Below are 23,874 nucleotides of genomic sequence, written 5' to 3'. Positions count from 1 at the left end.
TTCGTCTCTGGCGTTCAGTCGTTGGCGGGCTTGGCCGACATCGGGTCAAGCACGTCGGTCAGCGTCGACTTGACCGCCTTCACCTTCATTCCAGCGGCCAGTTCCACATCGACATAAAATTCGTCGACGCGCACCACCTTGCCGACCAGGCCGCCGCCGGTAATGACCTGATCGCCCTTTTTCACTGCGTCGATCTTCGCCTTCTGATCCTTCATCCGCTTCTGCTGCGGACGGATGAGCAGGAAGTAGAATACCGCGAAAATGAGGACCAGCGGCGCGACCTGCGCAATGAAGGCGCCGGAAGAAGCGGATGCGCCCGCGGTCTGGGCAAAGGCAGGGGTTGAGAACATGGAGAAACTTTCGATGCCATGGGCGTTATGGGCGCGTCTGCACCCTTTGCCGTCAAGGGCGCGCGGCTAACACAAAGCAGGGCCGGGTGGCAACAGCATTGGGCGGATCGCGGGGATAAGGGGATTGCGGTCATACCGTCCCACACACCCGGCCAGCCTTATGGCGCATGAGTGAATTCATTGAAAATTAACCATGTATTCCTACATAGAGAGGGCGTTCGCGGATTGCGCGGATGGAGGCGGCCCCGAACCGGGGACCGGAAGACGGCATATGCGCCGCCCGCCCCAAGCCGCCGCCCATGCGAACCCTGTATAATTTTCCGATTTTTGCCGGCGGACCGAAACGCCGCCCCGAAGGACCAGATTGATATGAACAGCCAAGCCATTTCCACCATCGGCCATCTGAAGCCGCTGCCCGGCCGCGCCTTGCGCCCCGCGGCGCGCCGCCACTCGCCCACCCTGTCGGGAAGCGAATTGCGCAAGATCGTCGCCGACATGATCGGCTGACGCCTTCGTCAGCCATCCTCTCGCGGGATTTCCGCTTTTGCAGGATTCCGGGCCATGCCGGGCGATCGCCCCGCATGGCTTTTTCATGCCTGGCGTCCGGGCAGCCGATTGATGCTGCCAAGGCCCTTGCATGTGACAAGACATCCGCCTAAATGCCGCCCTCCGGTCGGGGCGTAGCGCAGCCTGGTAGCGCATCACACTGGGGGTGTGGGGGTCGGAGGTTCGAATCCTCTCGCCCCGACCAAAAAATCACTGACATTTGCAATGGGTTATGTAGGCAGCGAAAGCTGCTCGCACCCTTGCGCGCGCAGCCCATAAGCAGACCATAAGCTGCCCACACTACGCCTTGCTTGGCATCGCTCCTCCCCTAATAATTGCGATGAGGAGCCGTGACATGAACAAAGCTGAAGCAGAGATTGAGATTGTCGATTACATCAAGGACGACTTTGCAAAGTCCCCGCCCCCAGCTTCAACAGGTGGGCTCGGTACATACCTGAAGTTAGAGCGTGAGCGTCCTGATCTGATTCGGGCATTGCGCTATACCGGCTCAGATAGCTGGCAAGCGGTGAGTAGCATCATCATTCGCCACAAGCTGCTGCCCTGATCATAGTAGCACCCAACGCCCGAAGGCGCAGGCGCGAGGCAGGTAAATCTAGTCATCGGGGACTAAGGTGTAATTATCGGGCAGGGCTCCATTGCTGGGCTTAGGAATGTTTTGACGACTATCCCATTCCAATATCGGCAAACTAGCCAATCTGCTGTCACAGTCCTTGATGCCTCGTCGGCATTTTTCGGAGGAGTGATCGACACTAAATCGCCCTCATAGATGTAAACTCGCGTAAGTACCGATGACAGCCGGATTTTCCGATCCGTTGCTTTAAGAATGATAATCTGAATAACGAATATCGCCAAAGCTACTGCTATTATGCGGACTATATGTGTTCGTGACATGCTAACGAGCTAGCAATGCACCTCGGTGGATGGCAAGGCTGCGCTTCCCGCCACGCTACCAGCCATGCTGGCTCACCGTCAGCGAGCATATGCCCGGTCCCATGTGCCATCATCTTCCCACCGGCGCAGGTTCTCGACAAGTTTGATGATGTCGGTCTGCTCGATGGTGCCTTTATCCCAAGCTGGCTAGAGCAGCACGAAGACGAAGTAGTCGAATGAACCGTACCATTTGCACGATGAACGATGGTCTCGGTTTCCCCGCCTCCTCAAGCCGTTTGAAGGTGCATCCTTCGCGACTTGCGCAACTTCACAGTTCTCTGCTTAGTCTCCGGTCGATGAAAACCCTGTCCTACATATAACCATATGGGATAATTCATTGACCTTCCGATGCTGGGAGGCATGTATGAATATCGACAATCTGATCGACGAAGTGATCGCCCGCGAGGGCGGTTATTGCGACCATCCGGCCGACCGCGGCGGTCCCACGAAGTTTGGCATTACGCAGGCCGTCGCCCGCGCCGAGAGCTATGGCGGCGACATGCGCGACCTCCCTCGCTCTACCGCCGTCCGCATTTATCGCGCGCTGTATTGGGACCGCCCGGCCTTCGCCTTTGTCGCGGAAATCGCGCCCTTTGTCGCCGCCGAGCTTTTCGATACGGGCGTCAATATGGGACCGGGCGTGGCGGCGGGATTTCTCCAGCGCACGCTCAATGCGCTTAACCGCAACGGCCGGGATTATGCCGATCTCTCCATCGACCAGAAGGTGGGCGCGCGGACGCTGGCGGCGCTGACTGCTTTCCTGAAACTGCGCGGTCCGCGCGGGGAGACAGTGCTTTTAAAGGCGATGGAGGCGTTGCAGGGTGAACGCTATATCGACCTGGCCGAACGCCGCCCGGCCAATGAAGCCTTTCTCTACGGATGGCTTGCCAACCGCATCGGTTAACTCTCTCCCTATTTCCGGAAAGGAATGCGCATGTCCCTTCTCGAAGGCATTATCAGTCCCGTCGCCAAGCTGATCGACAAGATCATTCCCGATCCCGAAGCGCGTGACCGCGCAAAGCTGGAGTTGTTGAAACTGGAGGGCAGCCAGGAGATGGAGGCCATCCGCACGCAATTGTCCGCCATCATGGCGGAGGCGCAATCGGCCGATCCGTGGACAAGCCGCGCCCGGCCCGCATTCCTCTATGTCATGTATGCCCTTCTGCTCTGGGCGATACCCATGGGCCTGATCGCGGGCGCGCGGCCGGACATGGCCGAGGCGATCGCGCGCGGCATGAACGCTTATCTCGCTGGCATACCGGAGCCCCTCTACGCGCTGTTTGGCACCGGGTATCTGGGCTATACGGCGGCGCGGGCATGGGGGAAGGCGAAGGGGGTCGAGCGGTAGATCCCGCCGCCCGGAGGATAACCGTCACCCGTGCGAAGGCAGGGGTCCCGCTCTATCCATCGGATCGCACATCCAAGCGGAATGCCTGCCTGCTCAGGCGTGACGGATGCTATCGCCTTCCGATTCCAAGCGGAAAAATCACATCCAATCCACCACAGCCAGCGGATCCGAGAAGCCCCTTACTCCGCGGCTTCCGCCCCCGGTTCGGCCAGATCCGGGAGCGCCCGCAGCCCCTCTGGTGATCCCGGCATGCGGGCCAGCGCGTCGACCGGCTCGATCATCTCGATCTCCTTGCCGCCGGTTTCGACATTCAGGTCGCGAAACTTGCGTCCCGTGACCAGCACCCGCGTTTCGAAGCTGGCGGAGAAGGCGTTGTAATCCGCCACCGCGCCGTTGAGGCGGTTGCCGAGCTTGCGCAGCGCCCCGGCGGCCACGGCCATGCGCTCATAAAGCTCCTTGCCCAGCGCGCCGATGCGCTTCGCCTCGTCGGCCATCTTCTCCTGCCGCCACACCGCAGCGACGGTGCGGGCGATGGCGATGAGGTTGGTCGGCGTCGCCAGCAGCACCCGGCGGGAAAAAGCGAAGTCCCAAAGCGAAGGCTCCTGCTCCAGTGCCGCCGACAGGAAATGTTCGCCCGGCACGAACATGATCACATAGTCGGGCGCTTCGTCGAACTGGTCGGCATAGGATTTGCGGCCCAGCGTATCGACATGCGCCTTCATCGCCGCGGCATGAGCGGCCATGTGGCGGCGGCGCTCCTCCTCGCTGTCCGCGCCATAAGCGTCCTGATAGGAATTGAGCGAGACTTTCGCATCAATCACCAGCGCCCGGCCGCCGGGCACGCGGATGATCGCGTCCGGACGCAGACGGCCATCCTCGCCCTCCACGCTGACCTCAGTCTGGAAATCGGCATGTTCGGACAGGCCGCAGCTTTCGAGCACATTGCGAAGCTGCTGTTCGCCCCACCGGCCCCGCGCCTTGGGCGCGGCGCGCAGCGAATTGACCAGCCGCTGCGCCTCACTGCGCACCGCCTCCTGCCCCACCCGCATCGATTCGATCAGGCCGGTGAGATTGCCATAGGCTTCGGTGCGCTGCTGCTCGATCTGGCTGACCTTCTGGTCGTACAGCTTGATGGTTTCGTTGACGGGCTGCAGCAGCGCCTTCAACTGCGCCTCACTCTTTTCATGGGCCTGGCCGAACCGCTGATCGGCGCGCTCCAGAAACTGGCGCTGCGCCTCGCCCAGCAATTTGCCGCCAATCTCGCTGAACTGCGCGGAAAGCTGCTCCTTCGCCTCGGTCAGCGCCTTTATCTGCGCCTCGAACGCTTCGGTGCGCGCGCGCTGGTCGGAATGGAGCGCCGCCAGTTCGCGCAGGGCCGCCTCCCGCTCCGCCTGCACGGTATCGAGCCGGTCGCGCAGGGCAGCGGCCTGCCCAGCGCGTTCCTGCTCTACAGCTATGTCTTTAAACGCCGCATTACGCTGTTCGGTCGTCTTTTCGAGCCGGTCAGCAAGGTCCGCCTTCTCGGCGATGAGCGCGGCCGACCCTCTGCCGCCCAGGAACCACCCGATTCCCAGCGCGACGAATACGGCAAGGACGATCAACGCTAGGGTTACAGGGTCCATCCGGGCAAGCTCTCAAAACAGGAACGAAATGAGAACTTACCGGCGCAGCGCTTCGCTGGCAAGGTCAGAGCTGAACATCAATCCCATCTGGATAGCGCACACCCGTTCGCCCTGAGCTTCGCCGAAGGGGGCTGCACTTCTTTTCAAGTGAAGGACAGCCCGTCGACAAGCTCAGGGCGAACGGCTGATACTGATATTGACCAGCCTGAAAGATCAGGCCGCCTTGCGCGCCTTGGTCAGCTTCTTGAGCAGCATCTCGCGCTTCAGGCGGGACAGATGATCGATAAAGAGCACACCCTCCAGATGATCCATCTCATGCTGAAGGCAGGTGGCGAGAAGCCCGTCGATCCGTTCCTCGCGGATGCGTCCGTCGCGGTCCATCCAGCTTGCCCGGATGCTTGCCGGGCGCTCAACCTCCGCAAACTGTTCCGGGACGGACAGGCAGCCCTCATTATAGACGGACAGATCCTGCGACCCTTCCAATATCTGGGGGTTGATGAACACCATCGGATGTTTGACGGGATCGCCTCCCTCCTCCTCCGGCTCCTGCAGGTCGATGACCAGCAGGCGCTTGGGCACGCCCACCTGAATGGCGGCAAGGCCGATGCCCGGCGCGTCGTACATGGTGTCGAACATGTCGTCAATCAGGCGCTGAAGATCATCGTCGATCGCCTCAACGGGCGTCGAGATGGTGCGGAGTCGAGGGTCCGGTGTCTCGATGATAGGAAGAATAGCCATATATTACGGGAAAATATGGGAAAGGCGGCGGAATATCAAGTCATCCGGTCGCGCTTTGTTCCGGTCACACTGATCGACGGAGCACATCGTTCAGCCGAGAGGCCGCCGGGCGCGGAGCGCCTGCGCCAGCGTGCCTTCATCCAGATAATCCAGCTCCCCGCCCACGGGCAGGCCATGGGCGAGCTGGGTCAGGCGGACGGGATAGCCCTCCAGCCGTTCGGCGATGTAATGCGCAGTCGTCTGCCCCTCCAGCGTGGCGTTCATCGCCAGCACCACCTCATCAATGCCGCCGGCCGACACCCGGCCGATCAGCGAATCGATGGCCAGATCCTCCGGCCGCACGCCATCCAGCGCGGACAAGCGCCCGCCCAGCACATGGAAGCGGCCGGGGAACAGCCGGGACTTGTCCAGCGCCCACAGGTCCGACACATCCTCCACCACGCACAGCGCCCGGCTGTCCCGGCGCGGATCGGTGCAGACGCCGCAGGGGTCAACCGTATCGACATTGCCGCAGATATGGCAGGTCGAGAGCCGGTCATTCACCGCCTCCAGCGCGCGCAGCAGCGGAGCCATCGCCGCCTCCCGCTTCTTCAGCAGGTGAAGCACCGCCCGCCGCGCGGACCGGGGACCAAGACCGGGAAGCCGGGAGAGCGCCTGTGTCAGCGCATCGATTTCGGGGGACGCCATATCCTGCACATAAGGTCTTGCGCTCCGCCCCCGCAAGGTCTTGAGAGGGCGGCATGCGGATAGTGTATATGGGAACCCCGGATTTTGCGGTGCCGGCGCTGGAACAACTGGCGGCGGCGGGGCATGAGGTCGTGGCTGTCTATAGCCAGCCGCCGCGTCCCGCGGGCCGTGGAAAGGCGCTGCGCCCCTCCCCCGTTCATGCAAGGGCGGAGGAGATGGGCATAGAGGTCCGCACGCCGGTCAGCCTGAAGGATGCGGAAGTCCAGGCCGCCTTTGCCGCGCTGAACGCCGATGTCGCCGTGGTCGCCGCCTATGGCCTGATCCTGCCCCGCGCGATTCTGGACGCGCCGCGCCATGGCTGCCTTAATATCCACGCTTCCCTGCTACCGCGCTGGCGGGGCGCTGCGCCGATCCAGCGGGCGATACTGGCCGGAGACAATGTGACCGGCGTCACCATCATGGACATGGAGGCGGGCCTCGACACCGGGCCGATGCGCGCCAAGCATGTCACCCCGGTCGAGGGCAAGACGGCGGGCGCGCTGACGGCTGAACTCGCAGTGGCGGGGGCCGAACTGATGCTGGACGTGCTCGACGCCCTCGATGAGCATCCCCCCGTGGTCCAACCGCAGGAGGGCGTCACCTATGCAGCGAAGATCGACAAGGCTGAAACCCGCATCGACTTCTCCCAGGATGCGCATCAGGTCGAGCGGCAGGTCCGGGCGTTCAACCCGGCGCCCGGCACCTTTTTCGAATATGGCGGCGAGCGGTTCCGTATCCTCGCCGCGCATTGCGAGGATGCGAATGGCGCAGCGGGGGAATTGCTGGACAACAGCCTGTTGCTGGGCTGCGGGCGTCACAGCATTCGCCCCACGCTTATCCAGCGCGCTGGCAAGGCAGCGATGAGCGCAGGCGAGTTGCTGCGCGGGTTCGACATGCCGGCGGGAACGCGGGTGGATGACTGAGTGACGCGATTCGCCTTCACGGTGGAATTTGACGGCCGCCCCTTCATGGGCTGGCAGCGGCAGGCACATGGCCCGTCGGTGCAACAGGCGATAGAGGATGCGATCCATGCCGTAACAGGCGAGAACGCCATAATCCATGCCGCCGGGCGCACCGATGCGGGCGTCCACGGGCGGGCGATGCGCGCCCATGCCGACATCGAAAAACCGATCACGCCCTTTCGCCTGATGGAAGCCATCAACGCCACCATTCGCCCGCACCCGGTGGCCATATTGGGCTGTGAAGCCGTCGCTGACGATTGGCATGCCCGCTTTTCCTGCATCGGGCGCGCCTATGAATATCGCATCGTCAATCGCCGTGCGCCGCTGACCTTCGAATCCGGCCTCGCGTGGCGGGTAACGCAGGCGCTGGACGTCGCGGCGATGCATGACGCAGCGCAGAGTCTGGTGGGTTTGCACGACTTCACGACATTCCGGTCGGCGCATTGCCAGTCGGCCAGCCCGGTCAAGACGCTCGACCGGCTGGATGTCCGGCGAGAGGGCGAAAGCGTGATCGTGGCCGCCGCCGCCCGCTCATTCCTCCATCATCAGGTGCGGTCGATGGTCGGGTGTCTCGCTCTGGTCGGAACCGGGAAGTGGACCGGCATGGACCTGTCGCGCGCGCTGGCGGCGAAGGATCGCGCGGAACTGGGGCTGAACGCGCCGCCGGACGGCCTTTATTTCATGAGCGCGCGTTACGACAATTAGGCATCGGTGCGACTGAAATGACGGGCGCGCTCCTGCGAAAGCAGGAGACGAGATCAGACGGCGAAACTGGGCTCCTGCTTTCGCAGGAGCACGTTGCGCTTTCTGGCCGCTCGGAGCCAAATGCCGATGGACTTGAAAAAAGGGGATGGGGGAGAGCGCGTGACGCGGCTCGATCCCCCATGCCGCAGCCTCGCCATGCCGGTCTTACCGGCGGCTCCGCTCCAAATACTTTTTATAGTTCGGCGCGGCAGCAGCAACCGGCCTTTAGTATAATCTCAGCCCAAAAAAAAGGGCCGATCCGAAGATCAGCCCGAAAAGTTTTAGGAGAGGATGCCTGAAAGGCACATTCTCTTTGCGGGATGTCCCTTTCTACCGCAATTGCGAAGATCAGTAATACGATTGCAACAAACGCAATCGTCGTTGCGATTGCGTAACACCATATCCTCAGCCGAGATTGAAAACGCGGCCTAACGCTCTGTCCAGCATCAATAATTGCCACAGCAGTCGGCCATGATCCGACATGCCGGATTTGTGATCCGCCGCAGCCGTTGCAACGGCTTTCAGGTCGAACCAACCCGTCCGCGCCAGCGCCGACCCTCCGGCGATGCCAGCCGCCTCCTTCGCCAGCGCGCCCCGGAACCAGTCGCTGATCGGTGTGACGAAGCCCATTTTGGGGCGATAGAGAATATCCTGCGGCAGATAGGCCTCCATCGCCTTCTTCATCAGATATTTGCCGCTGTTGCCGTGGATTCGCATGTTGACCGGCAAGCGCCCCGCAAATTCCATCAATCGGTGGTCCAGCAACGGCTCACGCGCCTCCAGCCCCACCGCCATGCTCATCCGGTCGGTCTTGGTCAGGATATCGCCGGGCAGCCATATCTTCATGTCAGCATATTGCGCGCGGTCGAGCGGCTCTTGCGCCGGCGCGTCGCGCATCGCCCGCACATAGCGGTCCTCGGCGCGATGACCAGCAAGGGCGGCCTTCATGGAGTCGCTGTAGAGACGCTGGCGCATGGCGTGGGGGGTGACGCCGACAGACGCCGCATAAGCCTCCGCCCCATCCTGCCCCAGTTCGATGAAGGTCGATTTCGCCCGCAGGAACCGCGGCGCCCAGTCGGCCTTTGGATACCAGCGGCCCAGCCTTCCGAACACAGGCTCACGCAGGGAGGCGGGAATCAGGGAGCGGACTCGCTCTCCCTGATGCTGGAACAGATGGCGGCGATAGCCGGCAAATGCCTCGTCAGCGCCGTCGCCGGACAGAGCGACCGTCACCTCCTCGCGCGCCAGTTCGCACACCCGGAAGGTTGGCAGCGCGGAGGCATCGGCAAAGGGCTCGTCAAAATGGTGGGCCAGGCGATCGATCAGGCCGAAATCGTCCGGCGAGACAATGCGCGTGCGATGATCGGTGGCAAAGCGCCGGGCGATGCGATCAGCATAGGCTGTCTCGTCAAGCGAGGCGACGTCGAAGCCGATCGTGCAGGTCTTGACCGCGCGCGGGCTGGCCTCCGCCATCAGGGCAACGACGCTGCTGCTGTCCACGCCGCCCGACAGGAATGCGCCCAGCGGCACGTCCGCGACCATGCGCGAATGCACGGCGGCGCGCATCAGGGAGACGAGTTCTTCCTCCAGCGCCGGTTCGCGGGCGTTCGTCCGGTCGGCGAAGCTTATGTCCCAATAGCGTTGCGGTGCCGGCAGGCCCTTGCCGCGCACCAGACGGAGCGTCTCCCCCGCGCCCAATTTCCTGGCGCCGGCGACAAAGCAGACGTCATCGGGGACATAGCCATAGGCCATATAATCCTCGACAGCGCGGACGTCCGGCTCCCGGCGCAGCAGCGGATGGACGAGCAGGCCCTTCAGTTCCGACGCGAACAGCAGGCTGCCGTCCGACACCTGGGCATAATAAAGCGGCTTTACGCCCAGCCGGTCGCGCACCAGCCAGAGCGACTGCGCATGCCGGTCGAACAGCGCGAAAGCGAACATGCCGTCGAAGCGCTTCACACACTCCTCGCCCCACTGGCGATAGCCGTGCAGGATGACTTCGGTATCGCTGTTGGTGCGGAAGCGATGCCCCTTCGCCTCCAGCTCCTTGCGCACGGCGGCGAAATTGTAGATCTCGCCATTGAAGGTGACGGCCAGGCTTTCATCCTCCGTCAGCATCGGCTGCGCGCCGCCGCCAAGGTCAATGATCGACAGGCGGCGATGGCCGAGGCCCACGCCGGGCGCGGTCCAAACGCCCGCCCCGTCCGGCCCGCGATGCGCGATGGCGTCAGTCATCAGCCGGACGCGCGCAGGGTCGACCGGTTTCGCCGTTTCAAGGTGGAAGATGCCCGCAATGCCGCACATAAGAAGGGGCCTTAGCGGATGCCTGCGCTTGCGTCAGCCAGTTCCTTTATGGACCCCAGATCGCGCAGGAATGCGGCTATCGCGGCGTCTGCGGGCGCGCCGTCCGCCTGCTCCGCCGACACCAGGATCGCGACGGCGCGCTGGTCGCCGCCCAGCAGCCGCGCCTTCAGCGTCTCCAGCTTCACCTTGCCCGCGCTGCCCGTGACCACGCCGTTCAGCGCATAGAAGCTGACGACATGGCGGACGACCGGCCCCGGCGCGGTGATCTGTTCGCCGCGCGCATCGGCCGGCGCACGCGCGGGCGAGGACCAGACCCATTGCCCCTGCGGATCGATGGCGCCTTGGCCGAAGCCGACAAGCTCGCGCTTCTCTTCCTGCCGGTCGAACACAGCGATGGCGAGATCGACGGTGACGCCATGCGAATCGTGGTAGCGGCCAAGCGCCAGATGGTCCGCTCCGTCGAAGCGCGGCATCCATGGGAAAGCCTGTGGCGCATCCGACCTCTGCCAGCCCGGCACTTGCGGCAATGCGAGATTTGACGGCACGGGTTCGGCGCGCGCAGCCGTGGCGTAGGACCAGAGGGGCGCGAATGCAGCGAGGGCAAGCGCGGCGGGCGCGACATAAGCAAGCTGTCCCGCGCCTGGAAAGCGCGATTGCAGCATTGCGGGATCAAATACCGCATCACCGGGCTTCCGGTCGAAGAAAGGCCAGGCGATCGCCATGGTGACTGTCATTATCAGGGCGAAGAATACCCAGCCATAGACGACATGATCAAACCCCACCGCCGCGTCCACCGTGGTCAGATGCGCGACGTAAATGGTGGCGAAGGCGCGGACGCCATTGGCAAGGATCGACAAGAGCTGCGCGCCCATCATGAAGGCGATCCGGCGTCCCCAAGAGCGGAAGCAGACATTGCAGACCAGCACTGCATAGGCGGTCATGGCGATCAGGAATTTTGCGCCGGAACAAGCCTCCGCCACTTCAAAATAGCCGGTCGGAGTCGAGATGAAGATGCCGTCGAGATGCGCGGGCACGCCAGCGATCCCCAACAGCCCCGCCGCCAGCTTTGCTGTCAGCAACTGCAGCGTGGGGACCACTTCCTCCCCAAAGGGAATCAGAAAGAAGCCATAGAAGATTGGGAAGGCGAGCGCCCGCGAGACATTCGCGCCCAGAATGGCGATGGCGGCCCCCTGCAGCATGATCACCACGCCAAGATGCCGGAACAGCGCAACGCTGGCGGCGTCGCCAGCCAGCCAGCACAATGCCCCCGCCCCAAGCCATAGCAGGCCCGGCCACCAGGCGACCGGGTTAAGCCTGCGCAGGCCGCCAAGCCGCTGCTGCACCAGCCAGGCGATCAGGAACGGGATGAAAAGGCAATGGCCATAGGTGGACGCCCCCCACCAGATCGCCGCCATGTCCGTTACGTCGCGGACGAACAGAAGGATGATGGCGAGGGAGACGGAGCCAAGCGCAAAAATATGTCCGCGCCAGCCATCAAGCCGCTCTCCGATGGACGACGTGCGAGGCATGGGGAATGCGCGGTTCATCCGCGGATCAATGCGGGCAGGCCCGAAAGCGTGGCGCTCCAGTCATAGCGTTCGACCATACGGGCGCGCGCCGCCCGGCCCAGTTCCGCCGCCTTGGCGGGATCGGAAAGCAGCTTGAGGACGAGCGACGCCTCCTGCCCCGCATTCGACGCGACCAGCAGATGCCGGTCCCACTGCACATCTATCCCCTCCGACGCCTGCGCCGAAGCGACGACCGGGCGCGCCATAGCCATCGCCTCCAGCACCTTGTTCTGGATGCCGCGCGCAATGCGCAGGGGCGCAACCACGACATCGGCGGCGGCAAGCCAGCCCCTGACGTCCGGAACGCCGCCGGTCACGACCACGCCGGGAAGCACCCCCAGCGCCTCGACCGCTGGCGTCGGGCTGCGGCCGACAATCGCGAAACGGGCGTCGGGATAAGCCTCCCGGATGACCGGCATGCTGATCTTGGCGAAGCTGTCCACCGCCTCGATATTCGGGCGGTAATCCATCTGGCCGGTAAAAACGAGCAACGGCTCCGCCCCGCGCTCATCGGCAGACAGATGCTCAAACTGCGCATCAGGCGAAAAATAGTCGAGCGCCACGCCATTTTCGAGCGGCCGCACCTTGTCCACGCCCAGACCGCTGACGGCGCGAAACAGCGAAGCTTCCGCCTCGCTTACAAAGGTGCTGACATCAGCCCGCGCGGCGACCGCCTTCTCGAAATCGAGCAATACCCTGCCCTCGCGCCGGTTGATCCAGCCAAGCGGGCCGCCCTGTCCTTCTCCATAGGCGGTATATTTTGCCGAATCGAGATCGACGAAATCCATGACGAAGCGCTGGCCCGCGGTGAGGACCGGCACGAAATGCGCCATCTGCGCCGAATAGGCGACCACAGCCGATATGGGGCGCGTGGCGAGGATCATGCGCGCCCAGTCATGCATGGCGGGATGATCGAACAGGGCGACCAGCATCGGCTGGCCATTGGCCAAGCCCTTCAGTCCCGCGAGCATCCGGCTGTTATTGCGCGGGATGACCTTGTGGCTTTCCGCCATGTCGCCAAGTTCGGTGGCGAACCCCATGTCCCGCGCGTCGTCGGCAAAACAGCCGACATGGACCGGCGCGATATCGCACAGCCGGCGCAGCAGATTGTGCGAGCGGATCTTGTCGCCGCGATCAGGGGGGAAGGGAACGCGATGACAGAGGAACAGGATCTCGCCGATCCCGCCGTCTTTCATCCCAGCCCCCGCGCCAGCCAGGGGCCGACCAGATTGGCGACGGGGAGGGGCAGTTTCTTCCACATCTCCACCTTCCGCCGATATTGCGGAGAGAGCGGATTAACGTCCCGAAGGGCCTGCCCGTCGGCCGCACGTAGCGCATAGCTGAGCGGCACGCCTTCAAAACCCCATGTCTTTTTCCATGCGGCGGGTCCGGTGCCGACTTTCGACCGGCCGAAGTCGAAAATCCTGCATCCCCGCTCCCGCGCCGAGGTCATCAGGCGGAAATAGAGATATTCGTTCGACCGCTCGGCCCGCGCCGCCAGCGCCGCACCCTGCCAATAGGGCATGACCGCATCGCCATGATAGAGGCTGAGCACCGAGGATAGCGGCGTCCCGTCCTTGCTGACCAGCGCGATGTCGGCATCCGGCCCAAAGGCGTCCAGCACCTCATCGAACAGCGCGCGGGGAAAGACGGGCGTCCCCAGGCGATGCACACTCTCGCAATAGAGACGGTAGTGGATGTCCCGCAGGCGGCGGTCAGAACCCATCTCGAACGTCAGATCGTTCGCGATACCCCGGCGCACCTCTGCGCGATGCTTGCGCGGTATGGACAGAAGCTGCGCCTCGTCATCCGCCTCCAGCGGCTTGGAGAAACCCAGATAGGCGTCGGCCTTCACCGTCCACCCTTCAGGCGCTGGCCCGCCGCGCAATTCCGCCGTCGAACAGCCATGCGCCTCCGCCAGCCGCCAGCACGTATCGGCCAGAGCCGCCTCGGCGCGCGGATTGAGCGCCAATATGCCGCCATCCACGGCGAATCCGCTGGAAACCAGCGCCCGGCCGAACAGAGCGGAGCGGATCAGGACAAGCGGCAGGACGCCGGCGATCCCGCCGACGACATCGCGCGCGACCAGCAGGATGGCGCGCTGACCATTGGCGCGCGCCACCGCCGCGATCCATGCGGGCCGGTGAAAGGGCGTGGACTCCGGCCGGGTTTTCAGCCAAGCCTCAACCTCCGCCACCGCCGCGCGATCCGTCAGCCGGATTTCCTCGACGCTCACCGCCGCCGGATCAAAACTGGCGTTCATGCCGCCTGCTCCACCAGCGGGGTGGACGTCAGACGGGCGGCCTCAGCCTCCACAAGTTCGTCGATGCGTCCCCAGGCGAAGTCGCGCGCCAGCCTGCGGAGTTTCGGCGCCATGAGACGCAGATTGGTGTAATGGCGGACTTTCGAACGCAGGGGCGCCTCCTCGACGCGGGGCTGATCCGGGTCGATTTCCCAGGGGTGGAAATAGATGATCGCCGGGCGAGCATAATCGCCATTGACCTGCCTTACGGCCCAGCGGGAAAAGGCATAGGGAAAGAGGCGGAAAAACCCGCCGCCGCCCGCCGCCAGCGTGCGTCCCATGAAACGGGCTGTGGTCACGGGCAGTTCGACCAGCGAGCTACCCTCGACCGGATGCCAGGCGAAACGGGGCGAGTCCGGCCAGCCATAATGGTCATGCTTTACCGGCGCGACGGAGCTGGAATAGACATAGCCCTCCTCCGCCAGAATCGGGTGCGCCCAGGGGGTACGCGTGTCGATGGAAAAGCTCGGCGCGCGATAGCCCGTTACCCGGCATCCCGCCGCATTCTCAAGCAGGTCGCGGGCTTTTCTCAGATCAGCCCTGAAGCGGAATGGCGTGAAGGTGAACACCCGTTGATGGTCATAACCGTGGCTCGCCACCTCATGCCCATTTTCCGCGATGCGGCGGATCAGCGCGGGATAGCGTTCCGCCACCCAGCCCAGCGTGAAGAAAGTCGCCTTTACCCCCGCGTCATCCAGCAATTCCAGAACAGCGTCGGTATTGCGCTCCACGCGATGTGGCAGTCCGGCCCAGTCGTCGCGCGCGATCGTATTTTCGAACGCGCCGACCTGGAACCAGTCCTCCACATCGACAGAAAGGGCATTGCGCATCGCTGTCCTCCGCCCCGCCGGGCTGCCCCTGTTAGGCTGCCCGGTCGTGCGCGTGAAGCGCAACGTCATCCTCGCGCTCAACCCATTCGACCAGCAGCGTCAGAACCTGGCGCAAGGCTGCGTCCTGATCTGCGGCCCGCTGCTCCGAAACGGCAAGCCGCTTCTCCACGGCATTCAGCCGCTCGAACAGGGCGCTTAGGTCTCCGGCGCCGCTCCGGTCCGCAAGCGCCGCGCGCAACTCGTCCAGTTCCGCCTTGATGCGATGCAGATCGAGCAGGTCGGCCGACGAGGGCGCTGGCGCGGCAACCGCTTCGGCGGGCGGACTATCGGGCACGGCGCGGACCGGCGTAGCCACGGGTGCAGAAACGGGTGCGGCCTGCGGCGCCGCCTCCGCCACTTCGCCCTCATGGCTCATGTCGGCGACCACAGCGTCAACTACCGGTGTATCGATAAGATCGAGGCGGTCGATCGCGCCGAGCAGGAGCACGCGGCTCACCACGGCATTCACCCGGCGCGGAATGCCGCCGGTCGCGGCATGGATGGCGGCGCAAGCTTCCGGCGTGAAGCGCGGATTGCCCTGCCAGCCGACCAGCCCCAGACGATGTTCGATATAGGGCTGCACTTCATCCGCAAGCATCGGATCGAGATGATGGGTGGCGATGACGCGCTGGCGCAACTGTTCAAGGCCCGGCGACGCCATCAGGTCGCGGAATTCGGGCTGGCCGAGCAGGAAAATCTGCAGCAGCGCCTGCCCGCCAAGCTGGAAATTGCTCAGCATCCGCAATTCCTCGATTGCGGAGACCGGCAGATTCTGCGCCTCGTCGACGATCAGCAAGGTACGGCGGCCGGCACGGGCCTGGCTATGCAGGAAACCTTCGATCCGGTTCAGGATTTCGGCCTTCGCCACGCCATCTGCCTGCACGCCGAAAGCCTGGGCGGCGAGGCGGAGCATATCGTCGCCCTCCACCTGGGTGGACACGATCTTGACGGCGGTGAGACGCGCCGGATCAATCGACGCCATGACATGGCCGACCAGCGTGGTCTTGCCCGCGCCGATGTCGCCAGTGATGACGATGAAGCCCTCGCCCTGCGCCAGACCATAACCGAGGTAGGACAAGGCCTTGCGATGCGTCGCGCTCTCGAAATAGAAATGCGGATCGGGCGTGAGCTGGAACGGCCGCCCCTTCAATCCGTAGAACTGATCGTACATCTCGTACCTCTTTCGAACGCTTAGAACTGGTAACGCAGGCTGATCTGGGCGAGCGCGCTGATGATGCTCTCGATGCCCTTGGGGTCCACCCCGTCGACGCCGACCGAGGCCGTGCCGGTCAGGCGGCGGGTGAAGTCGCGATAATAGCTGGCATAGGCGCCGACATTCAGAACATCGAGAACGCCATCCACGCCAGAGTCATAATAGTTGGCGTAGATGGTGCCGTTCACGCCCGACCGCTGATCGATCTTTCGGCCCGCGATGAGATTGACGTAATAATTCTCATCCGTCGCGCCATTGACCTCGTCAAACACGCCGCCTGCCGGGGCGATGAACTTGCGGCGGGCATAACCGGCGGCGACGCCCCAGTTCCACGCGCCGCGCTCGGCCGAATATTGCGCGTTGACGCCGCGATGGCGGAAGTTCGCCGCGCTGATGGCCGAAAGCGCATCGTTGAAGCACTGACCGCCGCCCTGCACGCCGAATACGCAGGTGCTGAGATCGCCGGTAAACGGATTGCGCTGAACATTGAAGCTGGTGCCCAGGCCGACAAGCGAGCCGTTCATCATGCGGCCAAAACTGTCGATGCCGTCGAACACGGAAATGCTGACCGAACTGTCGCGATCCGGCTGCCAGGTGAAATTGCCGGTGAAGCGCCAGGAGCCGTAACGCTCGCCGATCCGCGCCTCCAGCGAGGTGCGGCGGCTGGGCCGCCAGAGCACGCCGACATCCCAGATCAGCCCGTCAAAGTCATAGGATAGCTGGCGCGGCGAGGATTTGTCCGTGACCAGGCGGCCGGACGGCGAAATGACGGGATCGTCATTGGCGTCGCGCAGCACGTCGCGCTGGCCAATCTCCAGATCCTCATATCCCACGCCGCCGACAATCGCCGTGGTCGGCGAAACCGGCAGGGTCAGGTCGAGCCGCGCCCATTTATCCTCAAACAACTGGTCGAGCGGATCGGCGTCCTCCCGGTCATAGCCGACGCTGACCGTCCAGCCAACCGGCAGCGGGCCGGGCTGCATGCCCACCGACGCACTGGCGCTCTGGTACAGGCTGCTGTCATAGGAGCGCAGCCGCTGTCCGCCCGGCAAGGCAAGGCCGCTATCGTCCTCAACCTTTGTATATCCCAGGCGATAGGCGGCATTGATCGTCAGATCGCCCGCAGTCGTGGTGAGCGTGGGACCGACATAGCCGGAGTAAATCTTCGCGATGGCGTCCGCGCCCGCAAGCGCGCCGTTGCCCGCGCCGACAAAGTCGCTGCGCGTGCGGGTGGCGATGCCGCCTGCCTCAAAATGCAAAATATCCTGGATAGGATCGATCCGGGCGCGCGCGATGCCGCTGATAATATCCTGATCGCCGACATTGCCGCCCCAGCCGAACTGATGTTCGTAGCGGATATTGGCCTGCCCCTCTGCATCGCGGGTGGTGACGCGGGCGTCCACGCCGACCGCCGCGCTGCTATAGGCCAGCACATCGCCGTCGCCGCCCTTGATGTCGGTCAGGACAGTCTGATTGACCTCCAGATACGGTTCGATTTCAAGCCGCTTCTCGCGCGCGGACGCGGGCATGACCGCGCCCGCCAGCACAATCGCCGTCGTGGCTTTCAGGAAAGTTGAGCGGCCCATTGTCACTCGCCCTTGCCGTAATAGGCACCGAAGCGGCGGCCGCTGGCGGAGAATTTGACGCTGTTGAGAAGCAACTGAACCTGCGGGCACGCCTTCAGCAGCCCGGCCGCGTCGCGCAGAGCGCTTTCCGAGGTCTTGTCCGCGCGCACGATCAGCAGCGCCAGGCCGACATGAGCCGCAATCACCGAGGCAGGCGAGGCAGCGAGCAAGGGCGGGGAATCGAACAGGATGATCTGGTTCGGCCGCCCGGCAGCCAGCCGGTCGAGAACCAGTTCCATGCGGGATGACGCCAGATACTCCGTGTCATTATTCGTCTGCCGCCCGGCGGGCAGCACGGCGAGGCCGGGAATATCGGTGCGGATCACGCAATCCTCGATCGCAATCGTGGGATCGGCCAGCGCATCCATGAAGCCCGCCCCGCCCTGCAAGCCAAGCGTCGTCAATACGCTGGGATTGGCGAAATCGGCGTCGACCAGAAGGACTTCCATGTCCTTTTCCGCCGCCAGAGACAGCGCGAGATTGACGGCGCAGAAGGTCTTACCGTCGCCCGGCAGCGCCGAGCAGATGAGGACGCGGTTGTCCCCCGCCGCCACGCTGGAGAGGATCTGCCGCTTCACGATGCGGAATTCCTCGCCAATCCCGGTCACCGGGCCATCGGGCAGGACATAGCCGGCCTCAGCCAGAGCCAGACGATCCACCGTTTCGACTGGTCCCGTCCAGGGGCGCGCCAGCGGCGCACCTGCCTCAGCCAGAGGCGGCGGCGGAGGCAGCGAACCAGCGTCGATCGGCGGCGCAACGCGGCCGCGCAATGCATCATCGAAATCGTAGATTCCCTGCGCCCGCTCAAGCAGCGACGCCTTGTCAGGGAAAGGTCCTGTGGGCTTATTCATCTCTATGGCTCCCCTCAGGCCATGCCGCGCTGGACGAATTCGACCGCGATCAGCAGCACGCAGCATCCTGCCAGCGCGCCGCTGGCCCCCGCGAACCAGCGCAGATGCTGACGCCGGGTTTCGCTCTGCGCCGAGGTCAGCGTTTCGGTGATGGCGCCGATGACCGGAATGCCCGCCGCCTTCTCCAGCCGCGCAACGGTCGGATAGGTCGTGCGCAACTGACCGATAGCGAAAGCAACGCCCGCGCCGCCGAAAATCCCGGCGATCAGGACGCCGACCAGAAGCAGCGGCCGGTTGGGCGATGCGGGTACGGACGACATGCTGGGCGGATCGATGACGCGGAACTTGACGGCGTCGGTCTCCGACTGGACATCGCCGCGCAGGCGCACATCCTCACGGTCGGCGACCAGCTTGTCATATTGCGCTTTGATCGCCTGATAATCGCGATCCAGCCGCTCCTGCTCGGCGGCGACGCCCGGCTCGTCGACCTGCTTGGCGATCATGGTGTTGAGGTCCGACTGAAGCTGCGCCTTGCGCGCCGACAGCGCGGCGGCGGTCGCCGCCTTCTCCGCCTGCATCGACTTCAGCGACATATAGGCCGGGTTCGGGGTGCCGCCAGCGGACACGGAAGCGCCACCCTGCCCCCGCAGCGCAGCGATCTGCCGCTGCAGCGCCACGACGTCAGGATGATTTTCCGTCCAACCGCGCGCACGCGCAGCCGAAAGGTCTGCCTGAGCGGATGCAAGCGCGCTGAGGCCACCCGTCCCCGTCCCGCCACCCGCGATCATCGCAGGCGTGGCGGCAAGCTGTCCATTCACTGACGCGAGCGCACTCTGCGCGGCGACGAGTTGCGGGTCGATCTGGTTCATCTCGGTCCGCGCGGCATTCATGCGATCGTTGATCGATCCGACGCCCGGCAGCAGGCCGATATATTTCTGCTCAAACGCGACGCGGCGCTGTTCGGCTTCCTGAAGCTGGCGGCCGCGCTGCTCGACCTGCGAATTGAGGAAACCAAGGCTCTGCTTGGTCTCGTCACGGTCGTTGAGGATGTCGGCCTGCTGGAACAGCTCGACCAGCTTCTGCGCAACCTGGCTCGCGACGCGGGCATTGCCGCCGTCCGACAGGCTGCTGTCGGACATGGCGACAGTGATGTCGAACAGATTGTCCTGATCAGCGACGATCTTGATCTTCTGGCGCAGCATGGAGACCTTGCCGGCGATCTCGCGATCCGTGGTCACGGTCTGGGCGAGGTCGGTCGAGCGCACGACCTTCTCCAGATTGGCGGCGCTGGTCAGCGTCTGGCGGACACGGTCCACATCCTGCTGCTGCTCGATGGGGGAAACGCCCATCTGGTTGGGAAGGATAGAACGCGCCTCGACATAGACCTTTGCCTTGGACTCATAGCTGTTCGGGATCAGCGCGACCACAAGCCAGCCAAGCATGCAGATGCCCCAGGCCGTCGCCAGCGCAAGCCAGCGGCGGTTCCATATGCCGTGGAGGGCGATCTGTAGTTCGTCGTAGAGACCGGACATAAGCGCGGGTTTTCCCTGATATCTTTTTTAGAACATGCTTTCCGGGATGATGATCACGTCGCCGGGGGCCAGCAGGACGTTCGCCTTGGTATCGCCCCGTTTGATGAGGTCGTTGATGCGAACCGCATATTCCTTCTGCTTGCCGCCAGCCTTGTCGTAACGGACCAGACGGGCGCGATTCCCGGCCGCATATTCGGACAGCCCACCCACCGCAATCATCGCGTCAAGCAGTGTCATATTGGCACGGTAGGGAATGGACGCCGGCTTCTCCGTCGCACCCACGATGCGGACCTGCTGGCTGAAGGTACCGGAGAAATTGTCAACGATCACCGAGACCAGCGGATTTTCGATATATTTGCTGAGCGACGCCTTGATATCCTCAGCGAGGACAGCGGGCGTCTTGCCCACGGCGGGCAGGTCGGCGATCAGCGGCGTGGTGATGCGGCCGTCAGGACGGACCTGAACCTTCGCGCCCAGTTCCGGGTTGCGCCACACGAAAATGGTAAGCTGGTCGAGCGGGCCGATGACATATTCCTCGCTCGGCCCCGCCTGGTTGGACACGAAGGATGCCGGGGGAAGTTCCGGCCCCTTGCCGCCCGCACAGCCCGACAGGACCATCGCTGGCAGTGCAGCTCCGAGAAAAACCTTGGAAATCCGCGCGAACGCCATCTGTATCACCCTCAATTGCCCGGCCGTGCAAACCGGCCCGGCGCACGCAGCGACGGGCACGGGACGCACAACATCCCGCGCCCTCTTTGGCGAGAAAGGGTGAAAATACCGTTAGGATTAGCCTATTGCGGCACTGCGGATCAGCCGACGAGCAGTTCACGCGGCGGCGGATGGCCCAGGAAAGCCGCGGGACTGGCGCTCGCGCCATAGGCTCCGGCAAGGAAAATTGCCACCAGATCGCCTACTTTTACCGGCGGCAAGGCAACCTTGTCCCCGAGCCGGTCGAGAGGCGTGCAAAGGCAACCGACGACGCTGACAGGCTCGGCGGAAGGTTCGCGGCCGAAACGGTTGGCGACGGCGATTGGATAGTTGCGGCGAACCACAGTGCCGAAATTCCCGCTGGCCGCCAGTTGATGGTGGAGACCGCCGTCCACGACCACGAAAGTCTCCCCCTGACTCTGCTTCACGTCGATGACGCGGGTCAGATAGACCCCCGCTTCGCCGACCAGCCAGCGGCCAAGCTCCAGCGCAAACTCGGAGGATTTGAGGATGTCAGCCCGCTTCTCCAGCGCGTCATCCAGCGCGACGCCGATCGGGCGGATGTCCAGCCGCTCATCTCCGGGGAAATAGGCGATGCCGAACCCGCCGCCCAGATTGACCAGCGGCGGCGATGCGCCCACTTCGTCCGAAAGCCGGGCCGCAAGACCGATCGTCGCGGCCTGCGTTTCGATAAGCGCCATAGGATCAAGCGCCTGCGACCCGGCAAAGATGTGCCAGCCGCGCCAGTCCGCCCCGGCATCGATCACATGCTTCGCCAATGCCGCCGCCCGATCCGCATCGACGCCGAAGGGTTTGGCCCCGCCGCCCATGCGCATGCCCGATCCGCGCAAGTCGAAATCGGGATTTACGCGCACCGCAAGACGCGGCGTTTTCCCAAGGCGCGCGGCAATGGCGAGCGCCCGGTCCGCCTCCCCTTCCGATTCCAGATTGAGGGTAATGCCAGCCGAAATGGCGGCGGTCAGTTCATCGTCGCGCTTCCCCGGCCCGGCAAAGCTGATCCGGTCAGGCGCCATGCCGGCATTCAATGCGTAGCCCAGTTCTCCGCCCGAGGCGATGTCGAACCCGTCGACGAGTGGGACCATGCGCTCCAGAAGCGGCGCGAAGGCATTGGCCTTGATCGCATAATGGATCGACAGGGCGGGCGGCATGGCGTCACGCAACCGGCGCACCTGGGCCGCCACAATATCGATGTCGTAGACGAAAAGCGGCGTGTCCCCCGCTTCATCCACCAGCGAGGCCGCGCCGCAGCCGCCGATGAGCAGCATGCCTTCCTCTGCAGCGAACCAGGGCGGAACAGGTCCCATCGGCTTCATGCGACGGCCTCCGCCATCAGGGCAGCCCTGTCGATCTTGCCATTGGCGTTATGGGGAAAATCCTTCCGCACGACTATCTCCGCGGGCTGCATGAAATTGGGTAGTTCAGCCTTGAGCGTGGCGCGTACCCGTTCCTCCAGTGCGTTGCCATCCTTCTTTCCGGCTGGACGCAGCAGCAGCTTCACCGCCTGCCCCAGCCGGGTATCGGGAACGCCCAGCGCAATCGCTTCCGCCACGCCGTCCACGGCGACCGCCGCCTCCTCTATTTCGGTCGGGCTGATCCGATTGCCGGCGGACTTGATCATCGCATCGTCCCGGCCGACGAAATAGAGCAAGCCGTGCGCCTCACGCCGGACCGTGTCGCCGGACCACACCGCCATGCCGCCATAATGCGATGCTGAAGGCGAGGGTCTGAAGCGTTGCGCCGTGCGGTCAGGGTCTTGCCAGTAGCCCTGCGCCACCAAGGGGCCGCAATGGACAAGTTCCCCCGGCTCGCCATCGTCCGTCAGGCTGCCGTCCGGCCGGACGACCAGGATTTCCGCGTGGGGAATGGCCGATCCCATACTGTCAGGATGCGTGTCGACCAGCGCGGGCGGCAGATAGGTGGACCGGAATGCTTCGGTCAGGCCATACATGGGATAGAGATCGGCATTGGGAAACAAGGCCCGAAGGCGCGCCACCAGCGGACGAGTCAACGCGCCACCGCTATTGGTGAGACGCCGGAGCCGGGCCGCGACCTCCGCTGGCCATTCCAGCTCGACAAGCTGCACCCAGAGCGGAGGCACGCCCGCCAGCGTCGTGATTTCCCTGCGCTCCACCGACCGGATGACATCACGCGGTGTGAGATAATCCAGCGGTACGGCGCACCCCCCGGCATACCAGGTGGATAGCAACTGGTTCTGACCATAGTCGAAGCTGAACGGCAGAACGCACAAGGTCCGGTCATTGGGCGTCAGTTTCAGATAATCCGCGACCGAGACGGCACCCAGCCACAGATTGGCGTGGCTGAGCATCACGCCCTTGGGACGTCCCGTGGAACCGGACGTGTAGAGAATGGCCGCCAGCGCATCAGGATCGGCATCAGACGGCGGGAGGACCTTGCCGCCCGTAAGCGCGCAGGCCGTATCATCCTCGCTATGCGCTTCGCAACCGGCCGGCATGTCGCCCGGTTCCAGCGTGGCGAGGCGCGCGCCGGTTCCGATCAACAGCCGCGCTCCGCTGTCCGCCAGGATATGGGCGACCTGCGCCCGTTTGAGCAAGGGATTAACGGGAACATGGACAAGGCCCGCGCGCGGCGCAGCCAGCGGCATCAGCGCGGCGACCACGCCCTTGGCGACCCAGCTCGCCACACGGTCCCCCGCCTCAAATCCAAACCCCTTCAACCATGCAGCGAGACGCCCCAGGCTTTCCTCCAACTCGGCATAGTCCAGCGCGCCAGCGCGTCCATCAAGCGCGGGCCGCGACGGATCGCCATTGCGGAGCACATGGTCGATTGGCAGAATTGGAGGGTCGATTAACCCCATGTCCAGAAATTCCCCCTAGTTCAGAACATCTTTTGCGGGAGATAGTCCTTTGCGGGGT

The 23,874-nt window shown here is 64.0% G+C and carries 22 protein-coding genes and 1 tRNA gene; 7 read left to right on the top strand and 16 right to left on the bottom strand.

Going from position 1 to position 23,874, the window contains the following annotated elements; genetic code table 11:
* Positions 1 to 14 precede the first annotated feature (14 nt).
* Positions 15 to 350, bottom strand: coding sequence for a preprotein translocase subunit YajC (yajC, locus tag BHQ40_RS00840; RefSeq protein ID WP_070151166.1), 336 nt, complete (start codon positions 348 to 350; stop codon positions 15 to 17).
* Positions 351 to 719: 369 nt separating this feature from the next.
* Between yajC and BHQ40_RS26000 the strand changes: the two genes are divergently transcribed.
* The 5 genes from BHQ40_RS26000 to BHQ40_RS00815 all read left to right on the top strand — a co-directional run bounded on the left by BHQ40_RS26000 (position 720) and on the right by BHQ40_RS00815 (position 3,195).
* Positions 720 to 857 carry a hypothetical protein gene (locus BHQ40_RS26000; RefSeq protein WP_171905721.1) on the top strand — a complete coding sequence of 46 codons (138 nt, stop codon included), beginning with the start codon at positions 720 to 722 and terminating at the stop codon, positions 855 to 857.
* A 167-nt stretch (positions 858 to 1,024) separates the two neighbouring features.
* Positions 1,025 to 1,101 (top strand) — tRNA-Pro (locus BHQ40_RS00830).
* Between the two features lie 150 nt (positions 1,102 to 1,251).
* Positions 1,252 to 1,461, top strand: coding sequence for a hypothetical protein (locus BHQ40_RS00825; RefSeq protein ID WP_070151162.1), 210 nt, complete (start codon positions 1,252 to 1,254; stop codon positions 1,459 to 1,461).
* Between the two features lie 750 nt (positions 1,462 to 2,211).
* Positions 2,212 to 2,751, top strand: coding sequence for a glycoside hydrolase family 108 protein (locus tag BHQ40_RS00820; RefSeq protein WP_070151160.1), 540 nt, complete (start codon positions 2,212 to 2,214; stop codon positions 2,749 to 2,751).
* 30 nt (positions 2,752 to 2,781) lie between these two features.
* Positions 2,782 to 3,195: a holin family protein gene (locus BHQ40_RS00815; RefSeq protein ID WP_070151402.1), complete on the top strand. Its 414-nt coding sequence runs from the start codon at positions 2,782 to 2,784 to the stop codon at positions 3,193 to 3,195.
* Between the two features lie 179 nt (positions 3,196 to 3,374).
* Here the strand turns inward: BHQ40_RS00815 and BHQ40_RS00810 are convergent, their stop codons facing one another.
* The 3 genes from BHQ40_RS00810 to recR form a co-directional block, all read right to left on the bottom strand.
* Entirely contained in the window at positions 3,375 to 4,817 is a 1,443-nt protein-coding gene (locus BHQ40_RS00810) for a DNA recombination protein RmuC (RefSeq protein WP_070151157.1), read from the bottom strand.
* Positions 4,818 to 5,030: 213 nt separating this feature from the next.
* Positions 5,031 to 5,555: a peptide deformylase gene (gene def / locus BHQ40_RS00805; protein WP_070151156.1), complete on the bottom strand. Its 525-nt coding sequence runs from the start codon at positions 5,553 to 5,555 to the stop codon at positions 5,031 to 5,033.
* A 90-nt stretch (positions 5,556 to 5,645) separates the two neighbouring features.
* Complete coding sequence (gene recR, locus BHQ40_RS00800) at positions 5,646 to 6,242, bottom strand: recombination mediator RecR (RefSeq protein ID WP_070151155.1); 597 nt, start codon at positions 6,240 to 6,242, stop codon at positions 5,646 to 5,648.
* Between the two features lie 53 nt (positions 6,243 to 6,295).
* On the opposite strand from recR, the gene fmt reads away from it, so the two are divergent.
* Together fmt and truA are read left to right on the top strand one after the other, a co-directional pair.
* A complete protein-coding gene (gene fmt / locus BHQ40_RS00795) occupies positions 6,296 to 7,204 on the top strand; it encodes a methionyl-tRNA formyltransferase (RefSeq protein ID WP_070151154.1) in 909 nt (302 codons plus the stop codon).
* Complete coding sequence (truA, locus tag BHQ40_RS00790; protein WP_070151153.1) at positions 7,205 to 7,948, top strand: tRNA pseudouridine(38-40) synthase TruA; 744 nt, start codon at positions 7,205 to 7,207, stop codon at positions 7,946 to 7,948.
* 444 nt (positions 7,949 to 8,392) lie between these two features.
* Here the strand turns inward: truA and BHQ40_RS00785 are convergent, their stop codons facing one another.
* From BHQ40_RS00785 to BHQ40_RS00730, 12 genes are all read right to left on the bottom strand, one after another.
* Complete coding sequence (locus BHQ40_RS00785; protein ID WP_070151152.1) at positions 8,393 to 10,291, bottom strand: XrtA/PEP-CTERM system amidotransferase; 1,899 nt, start codon at positions 10,289 to 10,291, stop codon at positions 8,393 to 8,395.
* Between the two features lie 11 nt (positions 10,292 to 10,302).
* A complete protein-coding gene (xrtA, locus tag BHQ40_RS00780) occupies positions 10,303 to 11,838 on the bottom strand; it encodes an exosortase A (protein ID WP_070151150.1) in 1,536 nt (511 codons plus the stop codon).
* Positions 11,835 to 13,055, bottom strand: coding sequence for a TIGR03087 family PEP-CTERM/XrtA system glycosyltransferase (locus tag BHQ40_RS00775; protein ID WP_070151148.1), 1,221 nt, complete (start codon positions 13,053 to 13,055; stop codon positions 11,835 to 11,837). Before BHQ40_RS00775 ends, xrtA begins: the two co-directional genes overlap by 4 nt.
* On the bottom strand, positions 13,052 to 14,122 hold the full coding sequence (locus tag BHQ40_RS00770; RefSeq protein WP_070151146.1) for a FemAB family XrtA/PEP-CTERM system-associated protein: 1,071 nt from the start codon (positions 14,120 to 14,122) through the stop codon (positions 13,052 to 13,054). Before BHQ40_RS00770 ends, BHQ40_RS00775 begins: the two co-directional genes overlap by 4 nt.
* Entirely contained in the window at positions 14,119 to 14,991 is an 873-nt protein-coding gene (locus tag BHQ40_RS00765; protein WP_070151144.1) for an XrtA system polysaccharide deacetylase, read from the bottom strand. The genes BHQ40_RS00770 and BHQ40_RS00765 overlap by 4 nt, the downstream gene beginning before the upstream one ends.
* Positions 14,992 to 15,022: 31 nt before the next feature.
* Positions 15,023 to 16,201 (bottom strand): XrtA/PEP-CTERM system-associated ATPase, encoded by a 1,179-nt coding sequence (locus BHQ40_RS00760; RefSeq protein WP_070151142.1) that lies wholly within the window; start codon positions 16,199 to 16,201, stop codon positions 15,023 to 15,025.
* Positions 16,202 to 16,221: 20 nt separating this feature from the next.
* The gene (locus BHQ40_RS00755) at positions 16,222 to 17,829 is read right to left on the bottom strand and encodes a hypothetical protein (RefSeq protein WP_070151140.1); all 1,608 of its coding nucleotides are present in this window, start codon (positions 17,827 to 17,829) and stop codon (positions 16,222 to 16,224) included.
* 2 nt (positions 17,830 to 17,831) lie between these two features.
* Positions 17,832 to 18,719: an AAA family ATPase gene (locus BHQ40_RS00750; protein ID WP_070151138.1), complete on the bottom strand. Its 888-nt coding sequence runs from the start codon at positions 18,717 to 18,719 to the stop codon at positions 17,832 to 17,834.
* Between the two features lie 14 nt (positions 18,720 to 18,733).
* Positions 18,734 to 20,251 carry an XrtA system polysaccharide chain length determinant gene (locus BHQ40_RS00745; RefSeq protein WP_070151136.1) on the bottom strand — a complete coding sequence of 506 codons (1,518 nt, stop codon included), beginning with the start codon at positions 20,249 to 20,251 and terminating at the stop codon, positions 18,734 to 18,736.
* A gap of 27 nt (positions 20,252 to 20,278) precedes the next feature.
* Positions 20,279 to 20,920: an XrtA/PEP-CTERM system exopolysaccharide export protein gene (locus BHQ40_RS00740; RefSeq protein WP_070151134.1), complete on the bottom strand. Its 642-nt coding sequence runs from the start codon at positions 20,918 to 20,920 to the stop codon at positions 20,279 to 20,281.
* 140 nt (positions 20,921 to 21,060) lie between these two features.
* A complete protein-coding gene (locus BHQ40_RS00735; protein WP_070151132.1) occupies positions 21,061 to 22,293 on the bottom strand; it encodes a pyridoxal-dependent decarboxylase, exosortase A system-associated in 1,233 nt (410 codons plus the stop codon).
* Positions 22,290 to 23,816: an acyl-CoA ligase (AMP-forming), exosortase A system-associated gene (locus BHQ40_RS00730; protein WP_070151130.1), complete on the bottom strand. Its 1,527-nt coding sequence runs from the start codon at positions 23,814 to 23,816 to the stop codon at positions 22,290 to 22,292. The genes BHQ40_RS00735 and BHQ40_RS00730 overlap by 4 nt, the downstream gene beginning before the upstream one ends.
* Between the last annotated feature and the right edge of the window lie 58 nt (positions 23,817 to 23,874).

Source organism: Sphingobium phenoxybenzoativorans (assembly GCF_001757355.1).
GTDB classification, from domain to species: Bacteria; Pseudomonadota; Alphaproteobacteria; order Sphingomonadales; family Sphingomonadaceae; genus Sphingobium; species Sphingobium phenoxybenzoativorans.
The sequence above is the reverse complement of the archived record's forward strand: the minus strand, read 5'-3'. Positions and strand labels throughout refer to the sequence as shown.

Coding starts and splice junctions, on each gene's coding strand:
- BHQ40_RS00825 (WP_070151162.1), top strand. CDS start 1,252: ATGAACAAAGCTGAAGCAGAGATTGAGATTGTCGATTACATCAAGGAC.
- BHQ40_RS00730 (WP_070151130.1), bottom strand. CDS start 23,816: ATGGGGTTAATCGACCCTCCAATTCTGCCAATCGACCATGTGCTCCGC.
- BHQ40_RS00745 (WP_070151136.1), bottom strand. CDS start 20,251: ATGTCCGGTCTCTACGACGAACTACAGATCGCCCTCCACGGCATATGG.
- BHQ40_RS00765 (WP_070151144.1), bottom strand. CDS start 14,991: ATGCGCAATGCCCTTTCTGTCGATGTGGAGGACTGGTTCCAGGTCGGC.
- BHQ40_RS00755 (WP_070151140.1), bottom strand. CDS start 17,829: ATGGGCCGCTCAACTTTCCTGAAAGCCACGACGGCGATTGTGCTGGCG.
- BHQ40_RS00820 (WP_070151160.1), top strand. CDS start 2,212: ATGAATATCGACAATCTGATCGACGAAGTGATCGCCCGCGAGGGCGGT.
- BHQ40_RS00785 (WP_070151152.1), bottom strand. CDS start 10,291: ATGTGCGGCATTGCGGGCATCTTCCACCTTGAAACGGCGAAACCGGTC.
- def (WP_070151156.1), bottom strand. CDS start 5,555: ATGGCTATTCTTCCTATCATCGAGACACCGGACCCTCGACTCCGCACC.
- BHQ40_RS00740 (WP_070151134.1), bottom strand. CDS start 20,920: ATGGCGTTCGCGCGGATTTCCAAGGTTTTTCTCGGAGCTGCACTGCCA.
- yajC (WP_070151166.1), bottom strand. CDS start 350: ATGTTCTCAACCCCTGCCTTTGCCCAGACCGCGGGCGCATCCGCTTCT.
- BHQ40_RS00735 (WP_070151132.1), bottom strand. CDS start 22,293: ATGAAGCCGATGGGACCTGTTCCGCCCTGGTTCGCTGCAGAGGAAGGC.
- fmt (WP_070151154.1), top strand. CDS start 6,296: ATGCGGATAGTGTATATGGGAACCCCGGATTTTGCGGTGCCGGCGCTG.
- BHQ40_RS00760 (WP_070151142.1), bottom strand. CDS start 16,201: ATGTACGATCAGTTCTACGGATTGAAGGGGCGGCCGTTCCAGCTCACG.
- recR (WP_070151155.1), bottom strand. CDS start 6,242: ATGGCGTCCCCCGAAATCGATGCGCTGACACAGGCGCTCTCCCGGCTT.
- BHQ40_RS26000 (WP_171905721.1), top strand. CDS start 720: ATGAACAGCCAAGCCATTTCCACCATCGGCCATCTGAAGCCGCTGCCC.
- BHQ40_RS00815 (WP_070151402.1), top strand. CDS start 2,782: ATGTCCCTTCTCGAAGGCATTATCAGTCCCGTCGCCAAGCTGATCGAC.
- BHQ40_RS00775 (WP_070151148.1), bottom strand. CDS start 13,055: ATGAAAGACGGCGGGATCGGCGAGATCCTGTTCCTCTGTCATCGCGTT.
- BHQ40_RS00770 (WP_070151146.1), bottom strand. CDS start 14,122: ATGAACGCCAGTTTTGATCCGGCGGCGGTGAGCGTCGAGGAAATCCGG.
- BHQ40_RS00810 (WP_070151157.1), bottom strand. CDS start 4,817: ATGGACCCTGTAACCCTAGCGTTGATCGTCCTTGCCGTATTCGTCGCG.
- BHQ40_RS00750 (WP_070151138.1), bottom strand. CDS start 18,719: ATGAATAAGCCCACAGGACCTTTCCCTGACAAGGCGTCGCTGCTTGAG.
- xrtA (WP_070151150.1), bottom strand. CDS start 11,838: ATGAACCGCGCATTCCCCATGCCTCGCACGTCGTCCATCGGAGAGCGG.